At 32.3% G+C, this 21,452-nt stretch carries 22 protein-coding genes; 19 read left to right on the top strand and 3 right to left on the bottom strand.

From position 1 onward, the window contains the following. Window positions 1–296 precede the first annotated feature (296 nt). From AC3Y25_RS13660 to AC3Y25_RS13580, 17 genes are all read left to right on the top strand, one after another. On the top strand, window positions 297–872 hold the full coding sequence (locus AC3Y25_RS13660; RefSeq protein ID WP_250833971.1) for a TerD family protein: 576 nt from the start codon (window positions 297–299) through the stop codon (window positions 870–872). Window positions 873–881: 9 nt separating this feature from the next. Continuing rightward, complete coding sequence (locus AC3Y25_RS13655) at window positions 882–1,547, top strand: HAD family hydrolase (RefSeq protein ID WP_489903120.1); 666 nt, start codon at window positions 882–884, stop codon at window positions 1,545–1,547. Window positions 1,548–1,549: 2 nt separating this feature from the next. Further along, a complete protein-coding gene (locus AC3Y25_RS13650; RefSeq protein ID WP_489903119.1) occupies window positions 1,550–2,356 on the top strand; it encodes a phosphoribosyltransferase family protein in 807 nt (268 codons plus the stop codon). 3 nt (window positions 2,357–2,359) lie between these two features. After that, complete coding sequence (locus tag AC3Y25_RS13645; RefSeq protein WP_095928640.1) at window positions 2,360–2,914, top strand: TerD family protein; 555 nt, start codon at window positions 2,360–2,362, stop codon at window positions 2,912–2,914. Between the two features lie 3 nt (window positions 2,915–2,917). Continuing rightward, window positions 2,918–3,526, top strand: coding sequence for a TerD family protein (locus AC3Y25_RS13640; protein WP_095928641.1), 609 nt, complete (start codon window positions 2,918–2,920; stop codon window positions 3,524–3,526). A 5-nt stretch (window positions 3,527–3,531) separates the two neighbouring features. Continuing rightward, window positions 3,532–4,617 (top strand): toxic anion resistance protein, encoded by a 1,086-nt coding sequence (locus AC3Y25_RS13635; protein ID WP_250833968.1) that lies wholly within the window; start codon window positions 3,532–3,534, stop codon window positions 4,615–4,617. 35 nt (window positions 4,618–4,652) lie between these two features. Beyond that, the gene (locus AC3Y25_RS13630; RefSeq protein ID WP_489903118.1) at window positions 4,653–5,618 is read left to right on the top strand and encodes a hypothetical protein; all 966 of its coding nucleotides are present in this window, start codon (window positions 4,653–4,655) and stop codon (window positions 5,616–5,618) included. Window positions 5,619–5,625: 7 nt separating this feature from the next. Further along, window positions 5,626–6,177 carry a TerD family protein gene (locus AC3Y25_RS13625; protein ID WP_379796429.1) on the top strand — a complete coding sequence of 184 codons (552 nt, stop codon included), beginning with the start codon at window positions 5,626–5,628 and terminating at the stop codon, window positions 6,175–6,177. 19 nt (window positions 6,178–6,196) lie between these two features. Further along, window positions 6,197–6,856, top strand: coding sequence for a TerD family protein (locus AC3Y25_RS13620; protein ID WP_095928645.1), 660 nt, complete (start codon window positions 6,197–6,199; stop codon window positions 6,854–6,856). A gap of 177 nt (window positions 6,857–7,033) precedes the next feature. After that, the gene (locus AC3Y25_RS13615; protein ID WP_489903117.1) at window positions 7,034–7,672 is read left to right on the top strand and encodes a vWA domain-containing protein; all 639 of its coding nucleotides are present in this window, start codon (window positions 7,034–7,036) and stop codon (window positions 7,670–7,672) included. Between the two features lie 81 nt (window positions 7,673–7,753). Beyond that, entirely contained in the window at window positions 7,754–8,389 is a 636-nt protein-coding gene (locus AC3Y25_RS13610) for a vWA domain-containing protein (RefSeq protein ID WP_095928647.1), read from the top strand. Window positions 8,390–8,398: 9 nt separating this feature from the next. Continuing rightward, window positions 8,399–8,857 carry a hypothetical protein gene (locus AC3Y25_RS13605; protein WP_095928648.1) on the top strand — a complete coding sequence of 153 codons (459 nt, stop codon included), beginning with the start codon at window positions 8,399–8,401 and terminating at the stop codon, window positions 8,855–8,857. A 252-nt stretch (window positions 8,858–9,109) separates the two neighbouring features. Next, a complete protein-coding gene (locus AC3Y25_RS13600) occupies window positions 9,110–10,162 on the top strand; it encodes a TerY-C metal binding domain-containing protein (RefSeq protein WP_489903116.1) in 1,053 nt (350 codons plus the stop codon). A gap of 5 nt (window positions 10,163–10,167) precedes the next feature. Continuing rightward, a complete protein-coding gene (locus AC3Y25_RS13595) occupies window positions 10,168–11,577 on the top strand; it encodes a PP2C family serine/threonine-protein phosphatase (protein WP_489903115.1) in 1,410 nt (469 codons plus the stop codon). A gap of 2 nt (window positions 11,578–11,579) precedes the next feature. After that, the gene (locus tag AC3Y25_RS13590) at window positions 11,580–13,091 is read left to right on the top strand and encodes a helix-hairpin-helix domain-containing protein (RefSeq protein ID WP_489903114.1); all 1,512 of its coding nucleotides are present in this window, start codon (window positions 11,580–11,582) and stop codon (window positions 13,089–13,091) included. 30 nt (window positions 13,092–13,121) lie between these two features. Then, window positions 13,122–14,120 carry a TerC/Alx family metal homeostasis membrane protein gene (locus tag AC3Y25_RS13585; protein WP_095928653.1) on the top strand — a complete coding sequence of 333 codons (999 nt, stop codon included), beginning with the start codon at window positions 13,122–13,124 and terminating at the stop codon, window positions 14,118–14,120. 231 nt (window positions 14,121–14,351) lie between these two features. Beyond that, complete coding sequence (locus AC3Y25_RS13580) at window positions 14,352–16,274, top strand: ABC-F family ATP-binding cassette domain-containing protein (protein ID WP_489903113.1); 1,923 nt, start codon at window positions 14,352–14,354, stop codon at window positions 16,272–16,274. A 192-nt stretch (window positions 16,275–16,466) separates the two neighbouring features. Here the strand turns inward: AC3Y25_RS13580 and AC3Y25_RS13575 are convergent, their stop codons facing one another. Next, window positions 16,467–17,429 carry an App1 family protein phosphatidate phosphatase gene (locus AC3Y25_RS13575; protein ID WP_489903112.1) on the bottom strand — a complete coding sequence of 321 codons (963 nt, stop codon included), beginning with the start codon at window positions 17,427–17,429 and terminating at the stop codon, window positions 16,467–16,469. Window positions 17,430–17,490: 61 nt separating this feature from the next. Here AC3Y25_RS13575 and AC3Y25_RS13570 point away from each other — a divergent pair, with 61 nt between their 5' ends. Then, window positions 17,491–18,360, top strand: coding sequence for a diacylglycerol/lipid kinase family protein (locus tag AC3Y25_RS13570; RefSeq protein ID WP_489903111.1), 870 nt, complete (start codon window positions 17,491–17,493; stop codon window positions 18,358–18,360). Between the two features lie 249 nt (window positions 18,361–18,609). Here the strand turns inward: AC3Y25_RS13570 and AC3Y25_RS13565 are convergent, their stop codons facing one another. Together AC3Y25_RS13565 and AC3Y25_RS13560 are read right to left on the bottom strand one after the other, a co-directional pair. Beyond that, a complete protein-coding gene (locus AC3Y25_RS13565) occupies window positions 18,610–19,755 on the bottom strand; it encodes a GNAT family N-acetyltransferase (RefSeq protein ID WP_489903110.1) in 1,146 nt (381 codons plus the stop codon). Window positions 19,756–19,874: 119 nt separating this feature from the next. Then, entirely contained in the window at window positions 19,875–20,363 is a 489-nt protein-coding gene (locus AC3Y25_RS13560; RefSeq protein WP_095928658.1) for a DUF1761 domain-containing protein, read from the bottom strand. A 178-nt stretch (window positions 20,364–20,541) separates the two neighbouring features. On the opposite strand from AC3Y25_RS13560, the gene AC3Y25_RS13555 reads away from it, so the two are divergent. Further along, entirely contained in the window at window positions 20,542–21,384 is an 843-nt protein-coding gene (locus AC3Y25_RS13555; RefSeq protein WP_489903109.1) for a leucine-rich repeat domain-containing protein, read from the top strand. The last annotated feature ends 68 nt before the right edge of the window (window positions 21,385–21,452 follow it).

Raw genomic sequence — 21,452 nt, 5'->3', positions numbered from 1 at the left:
TGATCTTTAATAAAAGCACTTATAATTTCAATTTTGAGTTTTTAGAATAAAATGTAAATATAGCAATAATGTTTGTTTTTTGCTCGGTCTTGTATTCTCATTAGTTTAAGATAAATCTTTGCCGTAATTTTTTGTTGGTAAATAATTTATTATGTAAAAATTAAATCAACGCAATTTTAATAGAATTGTACTTTAATTTGTTGATAATTTTTTTGCTTTTACGGTTTTCCTCATTATTAATGGTCTTCTTTTTCGTATTATTGTGCAAGTTAATTTTTTTAATATAAAATAGAATAATGGCAATAAATTTACAAAAAGGACAAAAAATTGATATAGGCCTGTCTAATATTACTGTTGGTTTAGGATGGGATCCAAATGAAGGAACTGGCCATGATTTTGATTTGGATGCTTCAGCCATTATGATTAATGCTGATAGAAAACTTTTAGGTGAAAGCTATTTTGTTTTTTATAATAATTTATCATCTCCAGATGGAGCTTTATTGCATACAGGTGACGATCCAACAGGAGGAAATAGTGATGGAGACGATGATGAAGCGATAAAGGTTGATTTAGCTAAAATTAACGATGCAATAGAAGAAATTCTTTTTGTAGTTACAATTGAAGATTTTGAGCGCAGAAAGCAAAACTTTGGTCAGGTCCGAAATTCTTATATTAGAATTGTTGACGATGCAAATGGTCAGGAGATTGCTAAATATGAATTAGGAGAAGATTTTTCTATTGAAACAGGTGTCGAATTCGGAAGATTATATAAGAGAAACGGTAACTGGAGATTTGAGGCTTCAGGAATTGGCTACAGAGCCGATTTAGGTTTCTTCTTGGAGAAATATTATTCGGGAGAAATAATTAAATAAACGAGATTCTTGAAAATAAATCATGAAAATTACAGCCATCTTTCTTTTGATTTGTGGCTGACATTAATAAAATCAAATCCAGAATTTAAACAAAAAAGAAATCTATTATTTAAGGATTTTTTTGAAATAGAGCATGGAATTGAAAGAGTAAATGAAGTCGTAAGATACTACGATGTTTTATGCAATAACATTAACGAAAAAACAGGATTAAATATTGATACGTACGAAATTTATTATTTAATTTTAGGAGCTTTAAATGTTGATTTTGATAAAAATGGTACAGATCGCTTAAAGGAGTTTTACAGCCATACAGAAGAACTATTTTTAAAATATAAGCCAGTTTTAATTTATTCTGATATCGAAAAGATGTTTAAAGAAGTGACCAATCAAGGTAAATCGATAAATATTTTGAGCAATACAGCATTTATTAAGGGGAAGGTTTTAAGAAAAATATTAGAACATTATGATCTGGCCGAATATTTAAAATTTCAGATATATTCTGATGAAGTCGGATTTTCAAAACCAAACACTGAAATTTTTAAATTGGTATTTGATGAAGTTAATAAATATAAAAAAATAGAAAAAAAGGATGTTTTGCATATTGGCGATAATAGTATTGCTGATTATAATGGAGCATTAAAATTTGGTTTTGATGCACATCTAATAAAGATATAAAAGTGAATATAAGCTATAGTTTACACAAAATTGCTGAAGAAGAAATCTGTCCTTTTAAAGAGGCAGAATACAGCCGATTTAAATTTGGAGATAAGTATTTTGCAGAGAAATTTGCAGAAGATCTTTTCGACGGATTTGTTGCTCAACATAAAGATTTAATTTTATCAAATAAAGACATTGTTATTTTACCAAGTCCTTATTTGTCTATTCCAACTGCATCCAACTTTTTGTGCTATTATTTTAAAAAAGAGCTAAACAGCTATTTGTTTAAAAATGGGAAAAAAGCTTGTATTGAATCTAAAATTTATAGAAATCAAACTTACGTAACAGATTACGGAAATTTAGATTTTGAACAAAGAGTAAAATTAATATCGAATGATACGTATTACATCGATCGTAATTTTATTGAGGGCAAACTATGCATTTTTGTAGACGATATTAAAATAACAGGCAGCCACGAGCATACAGTAAATAAAATTTTGAATCAGTATAATGTAAAAGGAGATTTTCTATTTGTTTACTACGCAGAATTGACTAATAAAGAGATTCATCCGAAAATAGAAAATCATTACAATTATTTTGCGGTTAAAAACGTACAAGACATTGTCTCTATTGTAAATAGTGAAGATTTTCAATACAATACGAGAATCGTAAAATATATATTAAGCCTTGATGACAAACAATTTGCTTATTTAATTTCTAATATTTCTAGAAAGAAAAGTAACGAATTATTTCATCTTGCAATTAGTAATAATTATCATCAGATTTTAGAATATCAAAACAATATTAACGTAATAAAAATAGATTAGATTATGGCTATTAATTTACAGAAAGGACAAAGAGAAAATATTAATGCACCAAAATTTACAATTGGTCTAGGATGGGATACAAACAACAGTAGTACAGGTTCTAGTTTCGATCTTGATGCTTCGGCTTTTATTGTTGGTGCTAACGGAAAAATATTATCCGATTCTCATTTTATCTTTTACAATAATCTAAAAGCTCCAGACGAATCTGTTATTCACACAGGAGATAATTTAACAGGGGATGGAGACGGTGATGATGAGCAAATTAAAATAGATTTAACTAAAATAAATCCCGCTGTAAAAGAAGTTTGTATCGTGGTTACAATTCATGATGCTCAAGAAAGAAGACAGAATTTTGGACAAGTGCGTAATTCATTCATTCGTATTGTAGATGATTCTAATAATACAGAAATGGTTAAATACGAATTGGAAGAAGATTTCTCTATCGAAACTGCAGTTGAATTTGGAAGAATTTACAATAAAGATGGACAGTGGAAATTTGAGGCAATGGGTGTTGGAATGAAAGGCGGATTGGAAGATTATTTAAATAAATATAACTAAGATATGGCAATTAATTTAGAAAAAGGACAACGTATTAATCTTGAAAAAAGCAATGGCTCAAAACTAGTAAACATTTGTGTAGGTGTGAATTGGGGAGCAATCGAGAAAAAAGGATTTTTTGGCACAAAAAAAGAAGCAGTAGATCTAGATGCTAGTTGTGCTGTTTATGACGACAAGAAAAATCATATTGATTCGGTAAACTTTAGAAAATTAATTTCTAATGATCGTGCAATTAAACACAGTGGAGATGATTTAACAGGAGATTTAAATGGTGACGACGGATTGGATAATGAAGTTATCACTTTAGATTTTTCTCAGTTAACGCCTTCTGCAAGTCATGTTGCGTTTTTTATAAACAGTTTTAGAGGTCAGGATTTTAAAGATATTCCTTTCGCATCTATCAGAATATACGAAGGTACTCCAACTAGAGTAACTCAAGAATTTGCGCGTTACGATGTTGCAAATGATGCTTCCTTTGCTGGAAACGTATCCATGATTTTAGGTGTTTTTTATAAAAGAAATGACGAATGGAAATTTAATGCAGTTGGAGTACCAACAAGCGATAAAAAATTAGAACAAACTATTGTTACAATTCAACAGAATCACTTATAAAAATCATGGAAAATCAATTAGTTACTCAGGAGAATACTGCTTTGATTGATAAAGATGGAAATGTGAACTTAGCTTCAATTACAGAAGCAGAAGTAAATAGTTATAAAAGCATTTCGAATCAATTGAATGAAAATGATGCCAATTCTATTCTGAATTATGGCGCTGAAATTCAAAATTCTATTGCTAAACAAAGTGATAATTTCTTAACGAATGTAAGAACTTATAATTCTGGCGAAGTAGGAGGTTTGATTAATGATTTATTAACCGAACTGAATTATATAGACGTTGAACAGTTAAATCAAAGTCCGTTTAAAAGATTCATTTCAAAAATTCCATTGCTTAATAAGTTTATTATTGACGTAAAAAAATTATTCCAGGAATACGACAGAATTACTGTAAATATTGATAAAATCAGTAATAAGGTAAAAGCAGGAATGATTAATTCTGTGAAAGATAACAGCGCACTTCAAACTATGTTTGATGGCAATGTGAATCTTATCAAAGAAATGGAAAAACACATTATTGCAGGACAAATTCGTTTTAAAGAATTAAATGAAGAGCTTGCTGTAATGGAAGCAAATAGCGCGCAATATCAGGATTATCAAATATCAGATAAAAGAACTTTCATCAATCGTTTAGACAAACGTCTTGCTGATATGAAGATTGTGCGTTTTATCATGCTTCAGTCCTTGGCACAAATTAGAGTGGTGCAAAACAATAACACTTCTATTGCAGAAAAAGCACAGTCTATATTGACTACAACAATGCCAGTTTGGAAAAACCAGCTTACACTTGCGGTAGCACTTCAAAGACAAAAACAAAATATAGAAGTACAAAGAAAAGTATCAGAAACAACAAATACTATTTTACAGAAAAATGCTGAAATGCTGAAACAAAATAGTATTGAAGTGGCTAAAGAAAACGAAAATACAGTCGTTTCTCTTGAAACACTTAAGATGACAACGAAATCTTTGATTGATACTTTGACAGAAGTGAAGCAAATTCATGAGCAAGGTGCAGAAACCAGAAGACAACTTGATGCCGGTTTACAAAGTCTAGAACAAGAATTGAAAAAAGGTGTTGTAAGCTAAGATTAATAAAAATTGAATGTTTGGAAATTAAATAAATGCAGGAGGAAGAGGAAAGATATCTTGAAATAATAAAAGAGAGTAATAGAAAATTAGTGGTTTTAGAATTGTTAGCCAATTTCTTTAATCACAAGGATCTTGTTGGAGTTTTGGTACGAACAAAAATCATTCACAAACTCTTCGAAAAAAATAGAATTTTAGATATTAATAAACTGGAACTTTTTCATATTCAATATACTAACAGTTTAATTGATTTGTTTCAAAAACTAAAAAAATCAAAAGAACAGCAGTATGTTTTAATTTCAGATGAGATTTATATTAACGAAGATATTTTAGCAAAATTAAAATCGGAAATCGGGGAGACAAAGCTTGCAAAACAGCTACAGCTTCATGCTCAAAATATGTCAAGAAAGATAGAAGAGCTCTATCAATTGTTTGTCACCGAAAAAGATGTTTTTTTCAATTGGAATGATTTGTTGACTTTCTCACAAAGCATTCAAGCAGAATATTATAGAGAAATTACTATTGATCAATACGAGAAGCTTTCGCAGTTTAATAAAAGTGTATATGAAAATGCACACGCAAGATTTGAAAGAAAGCTTTTAGGACGACTAAATATTTTAGGTTTTAAGATCAAATTTTGTTGCGGATTAGTTTGTAATAATGAGATTATAGAGGTTTATGAATTCAGGGATTCTAATGACAAATTTGTTTTTGTTGCTAACGAAAAATCATTCTATTTCTTAAATGAAGAAGCGGTAAAAGGAATTGATCTTTCTAAAAATGATTCTTCTAAACAAGTTATTATAAAAGGGCTGAAAAATAAAAATGCGGATCTAAAAAAGGAACTTAGTACAATAAAAACAACACTGCCTGAAAGTGTTTTAGAAGTGCTAAATGAATATCTAGAAAAAATTTCGTCTGTCGATTTTCTGGATGAATTACAAAATGTTGATGAACAGACTAATATTTTAAAAACAATGTTGAATATTAATATTAATTAAAAATAAAATGGCAATTAACTTAGAAAAGGGACAAAGACAAAGTATCGATGCTCCAAAATTTACTGTTGGATTAGGATGGGATAGTAATTCAAGCAACACAGGATCAAGTTTTGATTTGGATGCTTCAGTTTTTTTAGTTGGTGCAAATGGAAAAATTCCGAATGACAATCATTTTATTTATTACAATAACTTAAAATCACCTGACCAAGCAGTTACTCACGCAGGTGATAACTTAACAGGAGATGGTGACGGCGATGATGAAAAAGTATACATCGACTTATCTAAAATTTCTCCAGAAGTTCACGAAATCTGTTTTGTGGTTACCATTCACCATGCTGATACAAAAAGACAAAATTTTGGACAAATTAGAAATTCATTTATTAGAATTTTAGATCAAGCTAATGTTGAGTTAGTTAAGTATGAACTTGACGAAGATTTTTCTATAGAAACGGCTGTCGAATTTGGTAGAATTTACAAAAGAAACGAAGAGTGGAAATTTGAAGCTGTTGGTATTGGAATGAAAGGCGGTTTACAAGATTACTTAAATAAATATAATTAATTTTAAAACATTAACTCAAATGGCAATTAACTTAACCAAAGGTCAAAAAATTGATTTAAGAAAAACTAGTGGTGAAACATTAACCAACTTCTGTGTTGGAGTAAACTGGGGAGCTATTGAAACAAAAGGCTTTTTAGGATTATCAAAAAATGTAGTCGATATTGATTTAGATTTAAGCTGTGTATTAATCGATGATCAAAACAAACTATGCGATCATTTGTATTCCCCACTTTACAGAGTAGAGGTTTTACAACAATTTGGTTTGCCAAAAGGTAAATTGATAAGTGTAGATGGTGCATTGAAACATACTGGTGATGACCTTGCAGGTGATACGGGTGGTGACGATGGTTTAGATAATGAGATTATTACAGTTGACCTTTCTAAAGTTGATGCCAAAGTAAATCAGATATTTTTCTTTTTAAATAATGCAGGAAAAGAAGACTTTTCTCAAATTCCTTATGCAAAAATTAGAATGTATGAAGGAACTCCAACAAAAGTAGTTTCTGAATTTGCTTCGTATAATGTAGCCGCAGACCGTCAATACGTAAACAAGCGTTCTATCATTATGGGTAAATTGTACAAACGTAATGGAGAATGGAAATTCAGCGCAATTGGAGATCCAACAGACGATACTTTTTTAGGACAGACTATTCATAAAATAGTTCAATCTTACCTATAAATTGAAAACATTAATGGATTAGAGTTTCTCAGGTGATAGATCTGTTTATCAAGCTGAGAAACTTGTAATATTTTCATGCATTATTTCATTTTTAGTAGCGACTTTAAAAAGAAGCTCTAATATTTATAGCGCTTTTGAAACTCTAACCTATAATATTCCTGTATAAATCGTTATATCATGAGAAGACTGCCTGTATATTTACTTTTAGACACATCTGGTTCAATGACTGGCGAACCTATTGAAGCCGTTAAAAACGGTGTGCAAATGATGATCAGTTCGTTGCGACAAAATCCGCAAGCCATAGAAACTGCTTTTTTGAGTGTCATTACTTTTGACAGTACGGCACAGCAGATTATTCCATTAACCGATTTAGCATCTTTTCAAATGGTTGATTTAAAAGCGACTGGAGTTACAGCTTTAGGCGATGCTTTAAGATTGACCGCGCAGAAAATAGAAACTGAAGTTGCCAAAACAACAACAGAACAAAAAGGCGATTGGAAACCATTGGTTTTTATTATGACTGACGGAATTCCGACAGATAATTGGGAAAACGGTCTGGCAGAATTTAAAAAAGTAAAAACAGCTTTTACGGTTGCTTGTGCAGCGGGAGGCGGTGCAGATACCAGCGTTCTAAAACAAATTACCGATACTGTAGTAAGTTTAGAAAACGCAGATAGCGCCAGTATTGGCAAGTTTTTTCAATGGGTAACAGCTTCAATTGGTGTAACTTCTACAAAAATTGAAGATTTAGGCAGAGAATTTACCAATGTAAAAGAATTACCTCCGCCACCATCTGAATTAAACATTGTGGTTTAAATTCAGTAAAAAGACGGAGTTACAATACCGTTTTAATTGATAGTTCAGAATTCATTGTTTTACTAGTTTTTAAAAATTATTATGAGAAGACTACCAGTATATTTTTTGCTAGACACTTCGGGTTCAATGTACGGAGAGCCAATTCAAGCTTTGAATAATGCTTTGAGTGGTATGATTAATACATTGCGTTCAGATGCACAAGCATTAGATTCTCTTTGGATTAGTATTATAACCTACGACAGAGAAGTAAAAGAAATTGTACCCTTAACCGAATTGGTTCATTTTCAGCTTCCTGAAATAACTTGTCCGCAAAGTGGCCCGACCAATACGGGAGCAGGTTTAGATTTTGTAATTCAGAAAGTAAAAACAGAAGTTATAAAAGGATCTGCAACTTTAAAAGGCGACTGGAAACCATTATTATTTGTTTTTACAGACGGAAAACCATCAGATATTCAATTCTACAGAGAAAAAATTCAAGAAATTAAGGCCTTAAATTTTGGTGCAGTTGTAGGTTGTGCGGCCGGACATATGGCCAACGACAGTATTTTAAAGGAACTTACAGACAATGTTGTCCATTTAGATTCTGCTGATAGTTCTACTTTAAAACAATTTTTTAAATGGGTTTCTGAAACTATCGAACAAGGAAATAAAAGCCAGGGAACAGGAGAAAGTGTAACGCTTCCGCCACCGCCAAGCGAAATAACAGTTGTGATTTAATTAAAAAAAATGCTTGATATGCTATTTACATTTTCAAAAGTGCTTATACATGTTGCCACAGCAGTGGATGAAGCTTATTATGAAGGAAAAGAAAATGAGCTTGAAAATTTAGAGCAAACTTCAGATGAGATATTAGATACCATGAATATAGATAATATCAATATGTGTTACGGGACAACAGGTATTGAAGATTTCAATATTAAAAATGTAGAGCAGATCTTAAAGCAGAATTATATTAAAAAGGATTTTATTATCCACGATGTTATTGTTAGAAAAAGTTGTGCTTATTTAAAAGTGAAACATGATATACCTTTAAATGGAGGGAATAAATGTTATGGCGCTTGTTTCTCTATAAATTATATGCAACCAAATAACGGAATAGCAGTTTACGGCTATCCAACCAAAAATACCGCAGAAAGAGAGGCTTTTAAGGAAATAGCGAGCGAGATAATCAAGGCACTTTCATAATGTATACAATTAAAATTCTTATTGAAATTCTGATTATTGCATTATTTTTTTATTCCAAATTATTGCCATATAAAGATAAGCTTCATCCTCAGTTTAAATCGTATTTTGATTTTTTCAATAGTATATTTTCCCCCATATTAAATTTCCTGAAAACATTTGTAAAACCTGCCCAAGTCGGCGTTGGATTGGCAGTTGATATGACACAAATTATCCTTTTATTTATTTTTTTAATGCTATTAAAATTCCTTTAAAATGAGAAGATTACCAATATATTTTTTAATTGATATTTCAGAATCAATGGTTGGAGAACCTATTCAGCAAGTTGAAGAAGGTTTATCAACTATTATTCAGGCATTAAAAACAGATCCGCATGCTTTAGAAACGGTTTACGTTTCTATTATCGTTTTTGCAGGACAGCCAAAAACTTTAGTGCCGTTGCAGGAAATAGTGAGTTTTTATCCGCCTAAATTTCCAATCGGAAGTGGGACATCGCTTAGTAAAGGTTTAGGGCATTTAATGTATGAATTAAGAAATAATATTGTTAAAACGACTTATGAAGTAAAAGGAGATTGGAAACCAATTGTTTTCTTATTTACAGACGGAGTTCCGACAGACGATACGCAGGCAGCAATAAACGAATGGAAAAATAATTGGCAGCGAACTGCAAATTTAATTGCGGTTTCATTTGGAAACGAAACGGATACAAAATTATTAGGGCAGTTGACAGAAAACGTACTTCACTTTAAAAACACAAATGTACAATCGTACAAAGAATTTTTTAAATGGGTTACAGATTCTATTAAAACCAGCAGTATTAGCGTAGAAAATAATTCATCTGGTTTTGAATTGGCAAAATTAGATGGAGAAACGCTTTCTAAAATTGATTTGACAAAAGAAGAACCAAAAAAGCAATATGTAGATGATAATTATGTGGTTTTAAGCGGAAAATGTCAAAATACTAAGAGACCATATTTGATGAAATACCGCAAAAATATTGCGCCATCTATTTATGCTGGAATCGAATTGGCGTCAAAAAATTACAAATTAGTTGGCGCTTATCAAGTTGACAATAATTATTTTGAATTGGCTGATACTAGTAATTTCAATACAAAAGTAAATACAGAAGAATTGTTTGGTGCACCAACTTGTCCATGTTGCGGCAATCAAATTGCATTTGCAGTTTGTGTTTGCGAAAAAATACATTGTATTGGCGACGAGCAAATTAGTACATGCCCGTGGTGTAACAATCAAGGATCTTACGGTTATGGCGAAGGTGGTTTTGATGTAAACAGAACGCAAGGATAATACGTATGGAAGAGACCAAAAGATATCTTCAGTCTTTTTTATTCCAGAATAAAATCGATATTCCAAAAGGCAAACAATCGCTTTTTGAAGATTTTATCTCTAGTGAAAACAATATTGCAGCAGTAAAAATAATAAAAGAAAAACAGCAGATCATTATGCAAAATTGGAACTTAATAAATCGAATAGATGATATTACGAATCAATCTGTTTTTCTGCCAAACGGTACCGTAAATAAAGCATACCAAGCAAAAATTGATTTTATGCAATTGGCTTGGGATGATATTATTGCGTACGAAATGGAAAATTTAGAAGAAACTGGACTTTCATTTAATCGTGAAAATGAAGTGCTTTCGGGAAATCCGAAAATAAGCGGAGATTTAAAAATAAAAATGCTTTTTAAAATTGATGGCGAATCGGAAGAAACGCCTTTAAACGAAAAAGTTTTTACCATAATTATAAATCCTGACCCGAAATCACTTTGGAAAAATATCGAAAGTGATAAAAATGCTCCTTTTGCTAAAGAAGATAATGTAGCAGTCGTGAGTACTTTTTTAGATAAAAAAATTGTTGTTGCTTCCAAAAGAGGAAGAAGTCATGCTAATGTCGGTTCTTTTAGAGAAGACGATTTTGCATTCAAAAATTTTGGAACAAATGGCTGGAGTGTTTTGGCGGTTTCAGATGGAGCAGGCTCGGCAGCTTTGTCGAGAAAAGGTTCAAAATTAGCTTGCGATACTTTAATTGAGTATTTTGAAGAAAATCTAGATAAAGAAAATTTAAAAGAATTTGACGAGATTTTACTTCATCATTACCATAAAACAGATTTAGATTCATCCAAAAAAATAAGTCATTTTGGTTACAATACATTATCAAAAGCGGCTCATTTTGTTAATCAAAAGATTGAAGAATTTGCGGTGGCGAATAACGAAGAACTGAAAAAATTTCATGCAACTTTAATTTTTGCTTTAGTTAAAAAATATGATTTCGGATATGCCGTCTTAACTTTTGGAGTTGGCGATTGTCCGATTGGTTTGCTAAATAAAGATTTAACCGAAATTACATTGATGAATGTTATCGATGTCGGCGAATTTGGAGGTGGAACTCGATTTATTACCATGCCAGAAATTTTTCAAAGCGATAAACTTTCTTCACGTTTCGGCTTTAAATTAGTAGATGATTTCTCTTATTTAATGCTGATGACAGACGGAATTTACGATCCTAAATTTGTGGTCGAAGCCAATTTAGAAAAAATAGAAAAATGGAATGAATTTCTGTCTGATTTAAAAGGCAATAATGAAGACGGATCTAAAGTTGATTTTGAATATGAAAATGCAGATATTGCGACACAGCTTTCCACTTGGATGGACTTTTGGAGTCCAGGAAATCATGATGACAGAACGCTTGCTATAATTTACTAAATATGAGTACAGTTACAGTAAAATCAATAAACGACTCTACCAAAACATATCAATTTGTTGATAACGGAGAGCCGATGCGCGGTGGTGTAAAAGACGTTTATTTTAGTCCCGACAGAAAATATGTAGTCGCCATTTTTAGAGATAAATTAGACTTCAATCAGAAAGAAAGACTTCAAAAAATTACCAATAAATACTATTCTCAAATTCAAAATGGAGAAGCTGGAGATTATTATTTAAATGAAGTTTTCAGATGGCCAACGGACGTTATTGAATACAATGGTTTAACGGGAATTATTGTCCCTGTTTATAAGCCAAAATTCTTCTTTAAAAAAGGATATCAAACCAGTGAATTAATTCAAGGAAAAGAAAAGAACGGAAAATGGTTTGCAGGGCCAAAATTTAGAAATCCGCATTTTCCGTTACGTGTGGCAAGTTCTGAATTGGGCGATTGGTTAAGCTATTTTCAGGTTTGTGTAAATCTTTCTAGAGGCGTTAAAAAAATGCATGCCATGGGATTGGCTCATTCTGATTTATCATACAATAATGTGTTGATAGATCCGATAGAAAGATCGGCTTGTATGATAGATTTGGACGGATTGGTTGTGCCAGGATTATTTCCTGCAGAAGTAATTGGTACAGCCGAATTTATTGCGCCAGAAGTACTTTCGAGCAAACATTTAGATAAAAATGATCCGAACAGGAAATTGCCAAACAGATTAACTGATTTGCATGCGCTTCCAGTTTTGATTTATATGTTTCTATTGCATAGGCATCCGTTAAAAGGAGGGAAAGTCCACGACTTAGATACAGAAAAAGACGATTTATTGTCAATGGGCGAGAAAGCGATGTTTATCGAACATCCAACCGATGCTACAAATAGGCCAAAATTAAACCAAGTTTCTAAATGGGATTTGCCTTGGGCAGATATAACAAAATTGCCATACACCATAACGGGACCTTATTTGAAGACTCTGTTTGATAAAGTTTTTATAGACGGATTGCATAATCCGATGCAGCGACCAAACGCAGAAGAATGGGAAATAGCATTGTTAAAAACAACCGATTTAATGCAGAAATGTCATAATCCGACCTGCGACCAAAAATGGTATGTTTTTGATAATACAAATACTCCAAAATGCCCTTTTTGCGGTACTCCGCATCAAGGAACACTGCCTGTTTTAGATCTGTATTATCAGTTTCAAGAAACGACCTGGAAGCCCGAGAATCATCGATTAATGGTTTATAATGATCAATATTTGTTTCAATGGCATGTTAATCGTAATATTGCCAGAAATGAGAAATTAACACCGCAGCAAAAAGTGCCTGTTGGTTACTTTACTTTTTTTAATGGGAAGTGGGTTTTGGTCAATCAAAAACTGACTTCGCTAAAAGATTTAACCGAAGACAAAGAAGTTCCAATTGGTACAATGGTAGAACTTACACACGAAAAAAAAATACTGCTTTCTAACGAAGAGGGCGGAAGAGTCATTGTGGTAACAATGGCCAATACATAATTTAAAAATTAACCTAATTAATATCTAAAAATGAATCAACACCCAATCTTTTCGGAACATCCCGGTTTAATTATTGTTTTTGCGGTTGCAGTAGTGATTATGCTGTTGCTAGATTTAGGAATCTTCAACAAAAAAAGTCACGTCGTAACAAATAAAGAAGCTATAACTTGGTCATTAGTTTGGATCAGTTTAGCCATGATCTTTAGTGGTCTAGTGTATTATTTTGCAGGTGCAGCTAAATTCTATGAATTTCAATCGGCATATTGGATCGAGAAAGCGCTTTCTGTTGATAACCTTTTTGTATTCATATTAGTATTTAAATTTTTTGATGTTGCCAATAACAACAAACATAAAGTGTTGTTTTGGGGAATCATCGGAGCATTAGTTTTAAGAGCAATATTTATTTTCTCTGGTGCTTTCTTAATCGAATTGACGTATCTAAACAAACTTTTAGGACTTGCAGGATTAGAAGGATTCAAATATGACATTAACTTAATCATGACAGCTTTCGGATTGTTCTTGGTATATGCTGGGGTTAAATCTTGGTCTTCTGGAGACGATGACGATGATGAAGATTACAACAATACTAGAGGAGCTAGATTGATTAGAAAGTTCTTTAAAGTTAGCGATAAGTATGACGGAGATAAATTCTTTACATACGAAAATGGTAAAAAATTAGCAACTCCGCTTTTAGTAGTTGTAGCCGTAATTGAATTTACAGATTTACTGTTTGCAGTAGACTCTATTCCTGCGATTTTCGCCATTTCAAACGACCCGTTTATTCTTTATACCTCTAACATTTTTGCAATTTTAGGGCTTAGAGCATTGTTTTTCTTGTTAGACAACTTTATTCACTTGTTTAGTAAATTGCAATATGGTCTAGCTATTATCTTGTCATTTATCGGAATAAAAATGATTATTTCTCCATTCTACCATATTGAATCTATTTATTCTTTATTAGTAATTGGAGGTGTACTTTTAATTTCTGTTTTAGCTTCGATCTTAATGCCAGAGCCTAAAGAAGCTTAAAAAAGCATTCAATAATTTAAATTTTAAAAAACGGATTGAAAATCACATTAAATTTTCAATCCGTTTTTTGTTTTAGAATATGGTAAAAGCGATTGTTTTTCAGTATAAAAACTTCAATTAAAAGTTATACTTTTGCACTTTCAAAATTGTAAATGCCAAAGGTTTATTTACAGTTTGTTTTTTTATTAATAAAATAAAGGTTTTTCACAGCCTTTAGTTTTTACTCAAATTATGCTTAATATACACAATCTTTCCGTTTCTTTTGGAGGAACCTATTTATTTGAAGAAGTTACTTTTCGTTTAGGCGCCGGCGACCGCGTAGGTCTTGTTGGTAAAAACGGAGCGGGTAAATCTACAATGCTAAAAATGCTGGCAGGAGATTTTAAACCAGACTCAGGAGTTATTTCGCAAGAGAAAGATATCAGAATGGGTTTTCTACGTCAGGATATTGATTTTGAACAAGGAAGAACCGTTTTGGAAGAAGCGTATGAAGCTTTTACAGAGATTAAAGTTGTAGAGAAAAAACTGGAAGAAATCAATCATCAATTGGTTACTAGAACCGATTATGAAAGTGAAGAATACGGACAAATCATTGAAGATTTATCTGATTATACACATCGTTTTGAACTTCTTGGAGGTTACAATTATGTGGGAGACACAGAGAAAATTCTTTTAGGTCTTGGTTTTAAAAGAGAAGTTTTTAATAACCAAACAGAAACGTTCTCTGGAGGATGGAGAATGCGTATCGAATTGGCTAAATTATTATTACAATCCAACGATGTATTGCTTCTCGATGAGCCAACTAACCACTTAGATATCGAAAGTATCATTTGGTTAGAGAATTTCCTTCGTAATTATCCTGGAGTTGTCGTAATTGTATCGCACGATAAAATGTTCTTGGATAATGTAACGAATAGAACAATCGAAATTTCGTTAGGAAAAGCATACGATTTTAATAAGCCATATTCTCAATATTTAGAGTTACGTCATGAAATTCGCGAAAAGCAATTGGCTACTCAAAAGAATCAGCAGAAAAAGATTGAGGAAACAGAAAAATTAATCGAGAAATTCCGTGCAAAGGCTTCAAAAGCTTCGATGGCGCAATCGCTGATTAAAAAATTAGATAAAGTTGAAAGAATCGAAGTTGATGAAGATGATAATTCGGTAATGAACATCTCGTTTCCAGTTTCTAAAGAGCCGGGAAAAGTTGTTATTGAAGCTGAACACGTAACAAAATCTTACGGCGACAAAACGATTCTTAAAGATATAAGTTTACTGGTTGAAAGAGGAAGTAAGATTGCTTTTGTTGGACAAAACGGGCAAGGAAAATCGACTTTCATCAAGGCTCTTGTAAACGAATTTGAATATGAAGGAAATATCAAATTAGGACACAATGTTCAGTTAGGGTATTTTGCTCAAAATCAGGCGGAATATTTAGACGGAGAAATTACTTTGCTTCAAACAATGGAAGATGCTGCAACTGACACAAATCGTATGAAAGTACGTGATATGTTAGGTTCGTTTTTATTTCGTGGAGATGATGTTGAGAAAAAAGTGAAAGTACTTTCTGGAGGTGAACGTAACCGTTTGGCACTTTGTAAATTGTTGTTACAGCCAATTAACGTCTTGCTGATGGATGAGCCTACGAATCACTTAGATATTAAATCTAAAAACGTTTTAAAAGCAGCACTTCAAAAATTTGGCGGAACTTTATTATTGGTTTCTCACGACAGGGATTTTCTTCAAGGAATGTCAAATATCGTTTACGAATTTAAAGACCAAAAAATCAAAGAATATTTAGGTGATATCAACTTTTTCTTAGAACAGCGTAATTTGGAAAACATGCGTGAGGTTGAGAAAAAAGATGTGGTGAAAAATGCTCCAGCCGCAAAAGAAAAAGAAGCGAGTAAATTATCTTACGAAGATCAGAAGAAAGGAAAAACCCTTCAGAACAAATTAAGCAAAATCGAAAGCCAGATTCAGCAATTGGAAAAACAAATTCAGCACGACGATAAAATGTTGGAAACCAATTATGACAAGCATATCGAAGATGCCTCATTCTTTACTGCTTACAATAAAAAGAAAGAAGATTTGGAGCAATTATTAATTGACTGGGAAGTTGTTTCAGAAGAGATTGATGGGTTGAATGCTTAATTTTTTTGTTTCAGGTTTCAAGTTTCATCTTGACGAGTAAATTTAACCGCAAGGCACGCTAAGTTTTTTGTAGTTTGCATTTACAATTTACAAAGTTCGCAAAGCTTTATCAATAGATAGCTTTGCGAACTTTGCGTTTTACAAAACTTGAAACTTGAAACTTGAAACTTGAAACTTGAAACTTGAAACAAACTACTTAATAATCCCTATCGATCTAGAATGTTCAATCGCTTTACTGCTATCTTTAAAATAACAAACCGAGACATTCAGGCTTTCTAAATTCTTCAAAATTTTATTTACTTCTTTTTTTGGAGCTTTACCAGTTTGTCTAATGTAAACTGCAATTACAGTAACAGGGAAAATTTTGCATATTCTTTCATATAGAATAGGATCGTGCTGCGAGTCATCGCCCATTAAAACATATTTTAAAGTTGGGTAGAACTCCACAACATGCTTTATTTTTTCGTATTTATGATCGTGATTTCCTCTTCCGCTCATGAAGAAATCTGTGACTCCTCTTTTGATGTCTTTTAAGAGAAAAACGGCTTTAGGGAGTTTGTGAATTCGGGTGAATTTAGCAATAAATCGGTATAAATTCCATTCGCTGCTAGAGATGTAGAAAAAAGCATTTCCTTCTTCAGGGTTTTCTCTTCCGGACTGGCTCAATGCTTGATAATGTGAAACTACATCTTTAAAAACTTTTCGGTCGTTTACATTTTTAAAAAGTAAGATGTAAATTTTAAGGAATAAATTTTTAGTATGAGAGATTAGAAAAGTGTCATCAATATCAGAGATGATTCCGAGTTTTCCTTTATGAGGTCTAATAAAACTGCCTTTGCAAGTTGTGGTTTCGTCTTTATATTTTAAGCTCACTTCGTAAGGCATCCATCCAAAATGGGTTTCTTTTTCTAATGGAATGCAAAAATTGAAAAAGCCATCATCTAATGTTTTAGTGTGGATGACTTCGCCATTGTAGTGAAGATAAACATCAAAATTTTTAATGGTTTTTATTCTGAACAGTCGGAGTATCGAGGTGGCATTTTTTAATTTTCTTTTCTCAAAATCGTATTTGTTTTCTCTTTTTAAAACATGCCCCATTACAATTAACTCTTGCTCATTTGCATAACCGCGATATAATTGTAGAATTGGTTTCATTAATTACGTATATTTATGTAACTGTAAATTACTTAATTTAATTGGTTTTAAAAATAAAATTTTGAAAAAGAATATTCTATTTGTTGTAAATCCTATCTCGGGAGATTTGGATAAATCAGATCTGATTGATGCTGTTGAAGAGTTTGCAGCAACCAATCATTTCGATTTGGAAGTCTACGAAACTACGGGAAAAAATGATCTAAGAGCGATACAATCTTTATATAATGAATCTAAGCCAGAGCGCATTATTGTTGCAGGAGGCGACGGAACGATAAAAATGGTGGCCGAAGCGGTAGAAAAGCAAGATGTTGTAATCGGGATTTTGCCTGCAGGTTCTGCAAACGGACTTTCGGTAGACTTGAATCTTCCTGATGGAATAGAGGAGAACCTTAAAATAGCGTTTCTACACCATTATATTGAAATGGATATGATTTGTATTAACGGAAAAAAAAGCATCCATTTAAGCGATATCGGATTAAATGCCAATTTGGTTAAAAATTATGAAGAAAGTGATGTGCGTGGTTTTTGGGGGTATGCATTGCAAGCTTTCACAACGCTCAAAGAATCTGAAGAACCTTTTGTTGCTACCATTTCGGCAAATAACAAAACGGTAGAGCATGTAGCAAGAATGATTGTCATTGCCAATTCGCAGAAATATGGAACTGGAGTTGTAATTAATCCAAATGGTGCTATGAATGACGGTAAGTTTGAGCTCGTAATTTTAAAGAGTCTCGACCTGCTTTTGATCGGAAAAATAATTACCGGAAATATGCCAATTGATTCTGATGATATTGTGATTATTTCAACCGATAAGGCTGAAATAAAAACGGATTATCCTGTTAATTTTCAAATTGATGGAGAATATTGTGGTGCCCAGACTTCTTTAGAAATTCATATCCTGCATAAGCAAATGAAAATTGCGGTACCGTAGGTTTTGATTGATTTTTATTAGGGAAATACTGGTGTCGCTCCGCTGGAGCTTTTAGCACTTTAGGGCAAACATTTCTATAAATATTTCGCTCTTCCAGAGCTCAAAAAAAAAGCTTCTTGAGGAGCAAAGTATATATAGAAAAATTAGTCTATAATATTTTGCTCTTCCAAAGCAAGCTCTGGAGGAGCGAAATATTTATAGTTTAAATTGAACATGCAAATGAAAAGCTCCAGCGGAGCGACACATTTTTTATTTAAACGGATTACGTTCCTGCCATTCTGTTTTTGGTTCTAAATAATTGAAAAACCTTGAAATGTTATGGTTAATCAATGCATTGCTATGTGTGATTAAACCATACATTTTAACTGGTTTTGCCCCGACAGAACTTTTAATTTCAAGAGCTGTTCTGGCAAAAACAATTTCTTTGAAACCTTTCTTAATAGAATAAGCGATCATGTCGTAGAGCATATTTAAGTACAGCATTTTTTCGCGTTGAACACTTTCGTCATAGCCTAAAAAATACGTATCCATTACATCGCCATTTTTGATTAAAGTGTTGAAACCGATTAGTTTTTCGTCTAAAAAATAGCCATAGAGAAGAAAGTTGTCTCCCATGATTTCTTTGAAAAAGCTGAAATGATTTCTCGCCAGAAAAAAGGTATTGAAAGGTGCATTTTTTGCAACATGAAAATACAAATCGTAAATCACATCTTCATATTGTTTAATGTCGGAAAGAGTCATTTGCTGTTTTACAATTCCTTCCGATTTTTTCCGCGCACGTTTATATTGGTCGCGATATTTTTTTAATAAAGCATCAATGTAATCTTGTTCGGTTTTCCAATTTTCATTGATTTCAAAAATCATATTCGGTTGTGTCGAAAATGTGTAGTTGTTTTTGAATTCTGCCTGAAGCGGTTCGATTTCTTTTGCTGTAAAATCTTTTATGCTCGTTATATGAACTTTTCTTCCGCTTTCTTTCAAATCTTTTTTAAGCTGATTGATAGCCTTATGAAGTGTTTTAATCGCTTTGGATTCTTTGATGGTCTTGTCAAAAACAAAAGCATTTTGTCCTGTAAGCATGTTGTTGCCAACAAATAAAACGTGCGAAGCAAAATTCTTTAATGCAAAATTACGCACCGAAGTTTTTAAGCATTTATCACGCTCTCCAAAAGATTCGAGTTTTTCTGCAAATAAGAATTGCGTTAGCACAATTCCGATTAGTTTTTTTTCTTCAAAAAGCCCGATAAAATGGCAAGTCATATTTACTGGACAAGAATTTTCCAGTACTTCGAGATATTCTCGTGTCAAAAAAATGTTATTTGCTGCAAGCGAGTTCCATTCTAAAGGCAGTAATGATGCGCTTTTGTAAATCTGGAAAGAATATGTTGTATTCAAAAGAGTGAGCTAATTTCTTCAAAATTAGATAATATTTATAATAACTAATGGGGTTTAAGTTATTATTAAGAAAAACCCATTTGAAATAAATTTTTCAAACGGGTTTTTTATAAATGATATTAAGCAAATCCGCAGATGATTCCGCCCATAAGAGTCAGAGTAAGAATCCAGTATCCGCTATGGATGAAAATATATTTCCAAGATTTTCTCTCAAACAAACCGTTGATTCCAATTAATGGAAAAGCAAAAAATAGTCCCGACATAAATCCGTGAAGTGCCCCATGTTTAAAAGTCCTGTAAGCCATTCCGTAATCTGCCATAAAAGCAGCAAATGAAGGTTTTGCACTGTCAATTAATGGTGGTCCGCCAACCATTCCGATTGCGCCAGACTGATGAATGGTCAGAGACATTAAAGTCATTGTAATCATGAGAGAAAAAATATACGTTAGTCCGAAGATTTTAAGCATATTTCCCTTTTTTAACTCTTCTTGAGTAAGATTATTTTCTTTCATCCAGATTGTTCCGAATACTTTTGGGCTATACCAGATAAAACCAGTTACGAGTGTGACAATTGCTGCAAGGAATAAAGCAACGAAGTTAATTTGCATAATGTGAGGTTTTTAGAATTAGTTGATCAAATGTAATCAAAAAAAATGCAGATTCTGAAAAATAATAAAAGCAGCTTAAATCTTACGGTTAAAATTTTTTTCAACAGTTTGCCGATATTTGGTGTATTATAACTGTGAATTGCATAATTTTACGCGAGTAACAAATCCCAAATCTGTTATGAAAATTTTAATTACTCTTTCTTTATTATTTGCTTTTTCGCTAAACGTTTTGGCAGATACCATTTCGGATAAAGAAAAAGAAGCGCTTATAAAATTGTATCATGCAACAAATGGTTTGCAATGGAAAAACAAATGGGACTTAAGTCTGTCTGTTTCTACTTGGTACGGTGTTAAAGCCGAAAACGGAAAAGTGGTCGCGCTCAATTTGGCAGATAATAATCTGCAGGGAGAATTGCCTGAAGCTTTTTACGATCTTGTGAATTTAGAATCGCTGAATCTGGAAAAAAATAAAATTGAAGGAAGTTTGTCTTCTGCCATTTTTAATCTGAAAGAATTGGAAGTGCTTAATATTGCCGATAATAAATTGTCAGGTACAATTCCATCTTCGATTTGCCAGTTGACTAAATTGAAAGATTTGGAGCTTTTTATGAATAAGATCTCTGGAGAGCTTCCGTTGGAGATTGGAAAACTAAATCAGTTAGAAATTTTAGCGGTTTGCAATAATGAATTAAACGGAAAACTGCCTGTTTCGATTTATAAAATTTCTGGTCTAAAAGTATTGCTGCTGAATAATAATAAGCTGTCGGGAAATTTGACAAATGAAATTATTAATTGGAATGTATTAGAAAATTTTAGTTTATTTGACAATGAATTTTCAGGCGCAATTCCGCAAGAAATTGAAAAGCTTAACAAGCTAGAAGAATTGAATCTTTCGTATAATAAATTTACAGGCGAAGTTTCAAAAAAGACAGCACTATTAGATGCTTTGAATATGACCATGATGGACGAAAATGGAAATCCGTTTTTATTAGAAATAAACCAAGAAAATAAATTACAATAATTACCCAAAATTAATCGATGCTTATGAATGAATTTTACACTCGTTAAACAAGTTGATTAAATATATTT

It is taken from the genome of Flavobacterium sp. LK-23 (genome assembly GCF_058135255.1).
The sequence above is the reverse complement of the archived record's forward strand: the minus strand, read 5'-3'. Positions and strand labels throughout refer to the sequence as shown.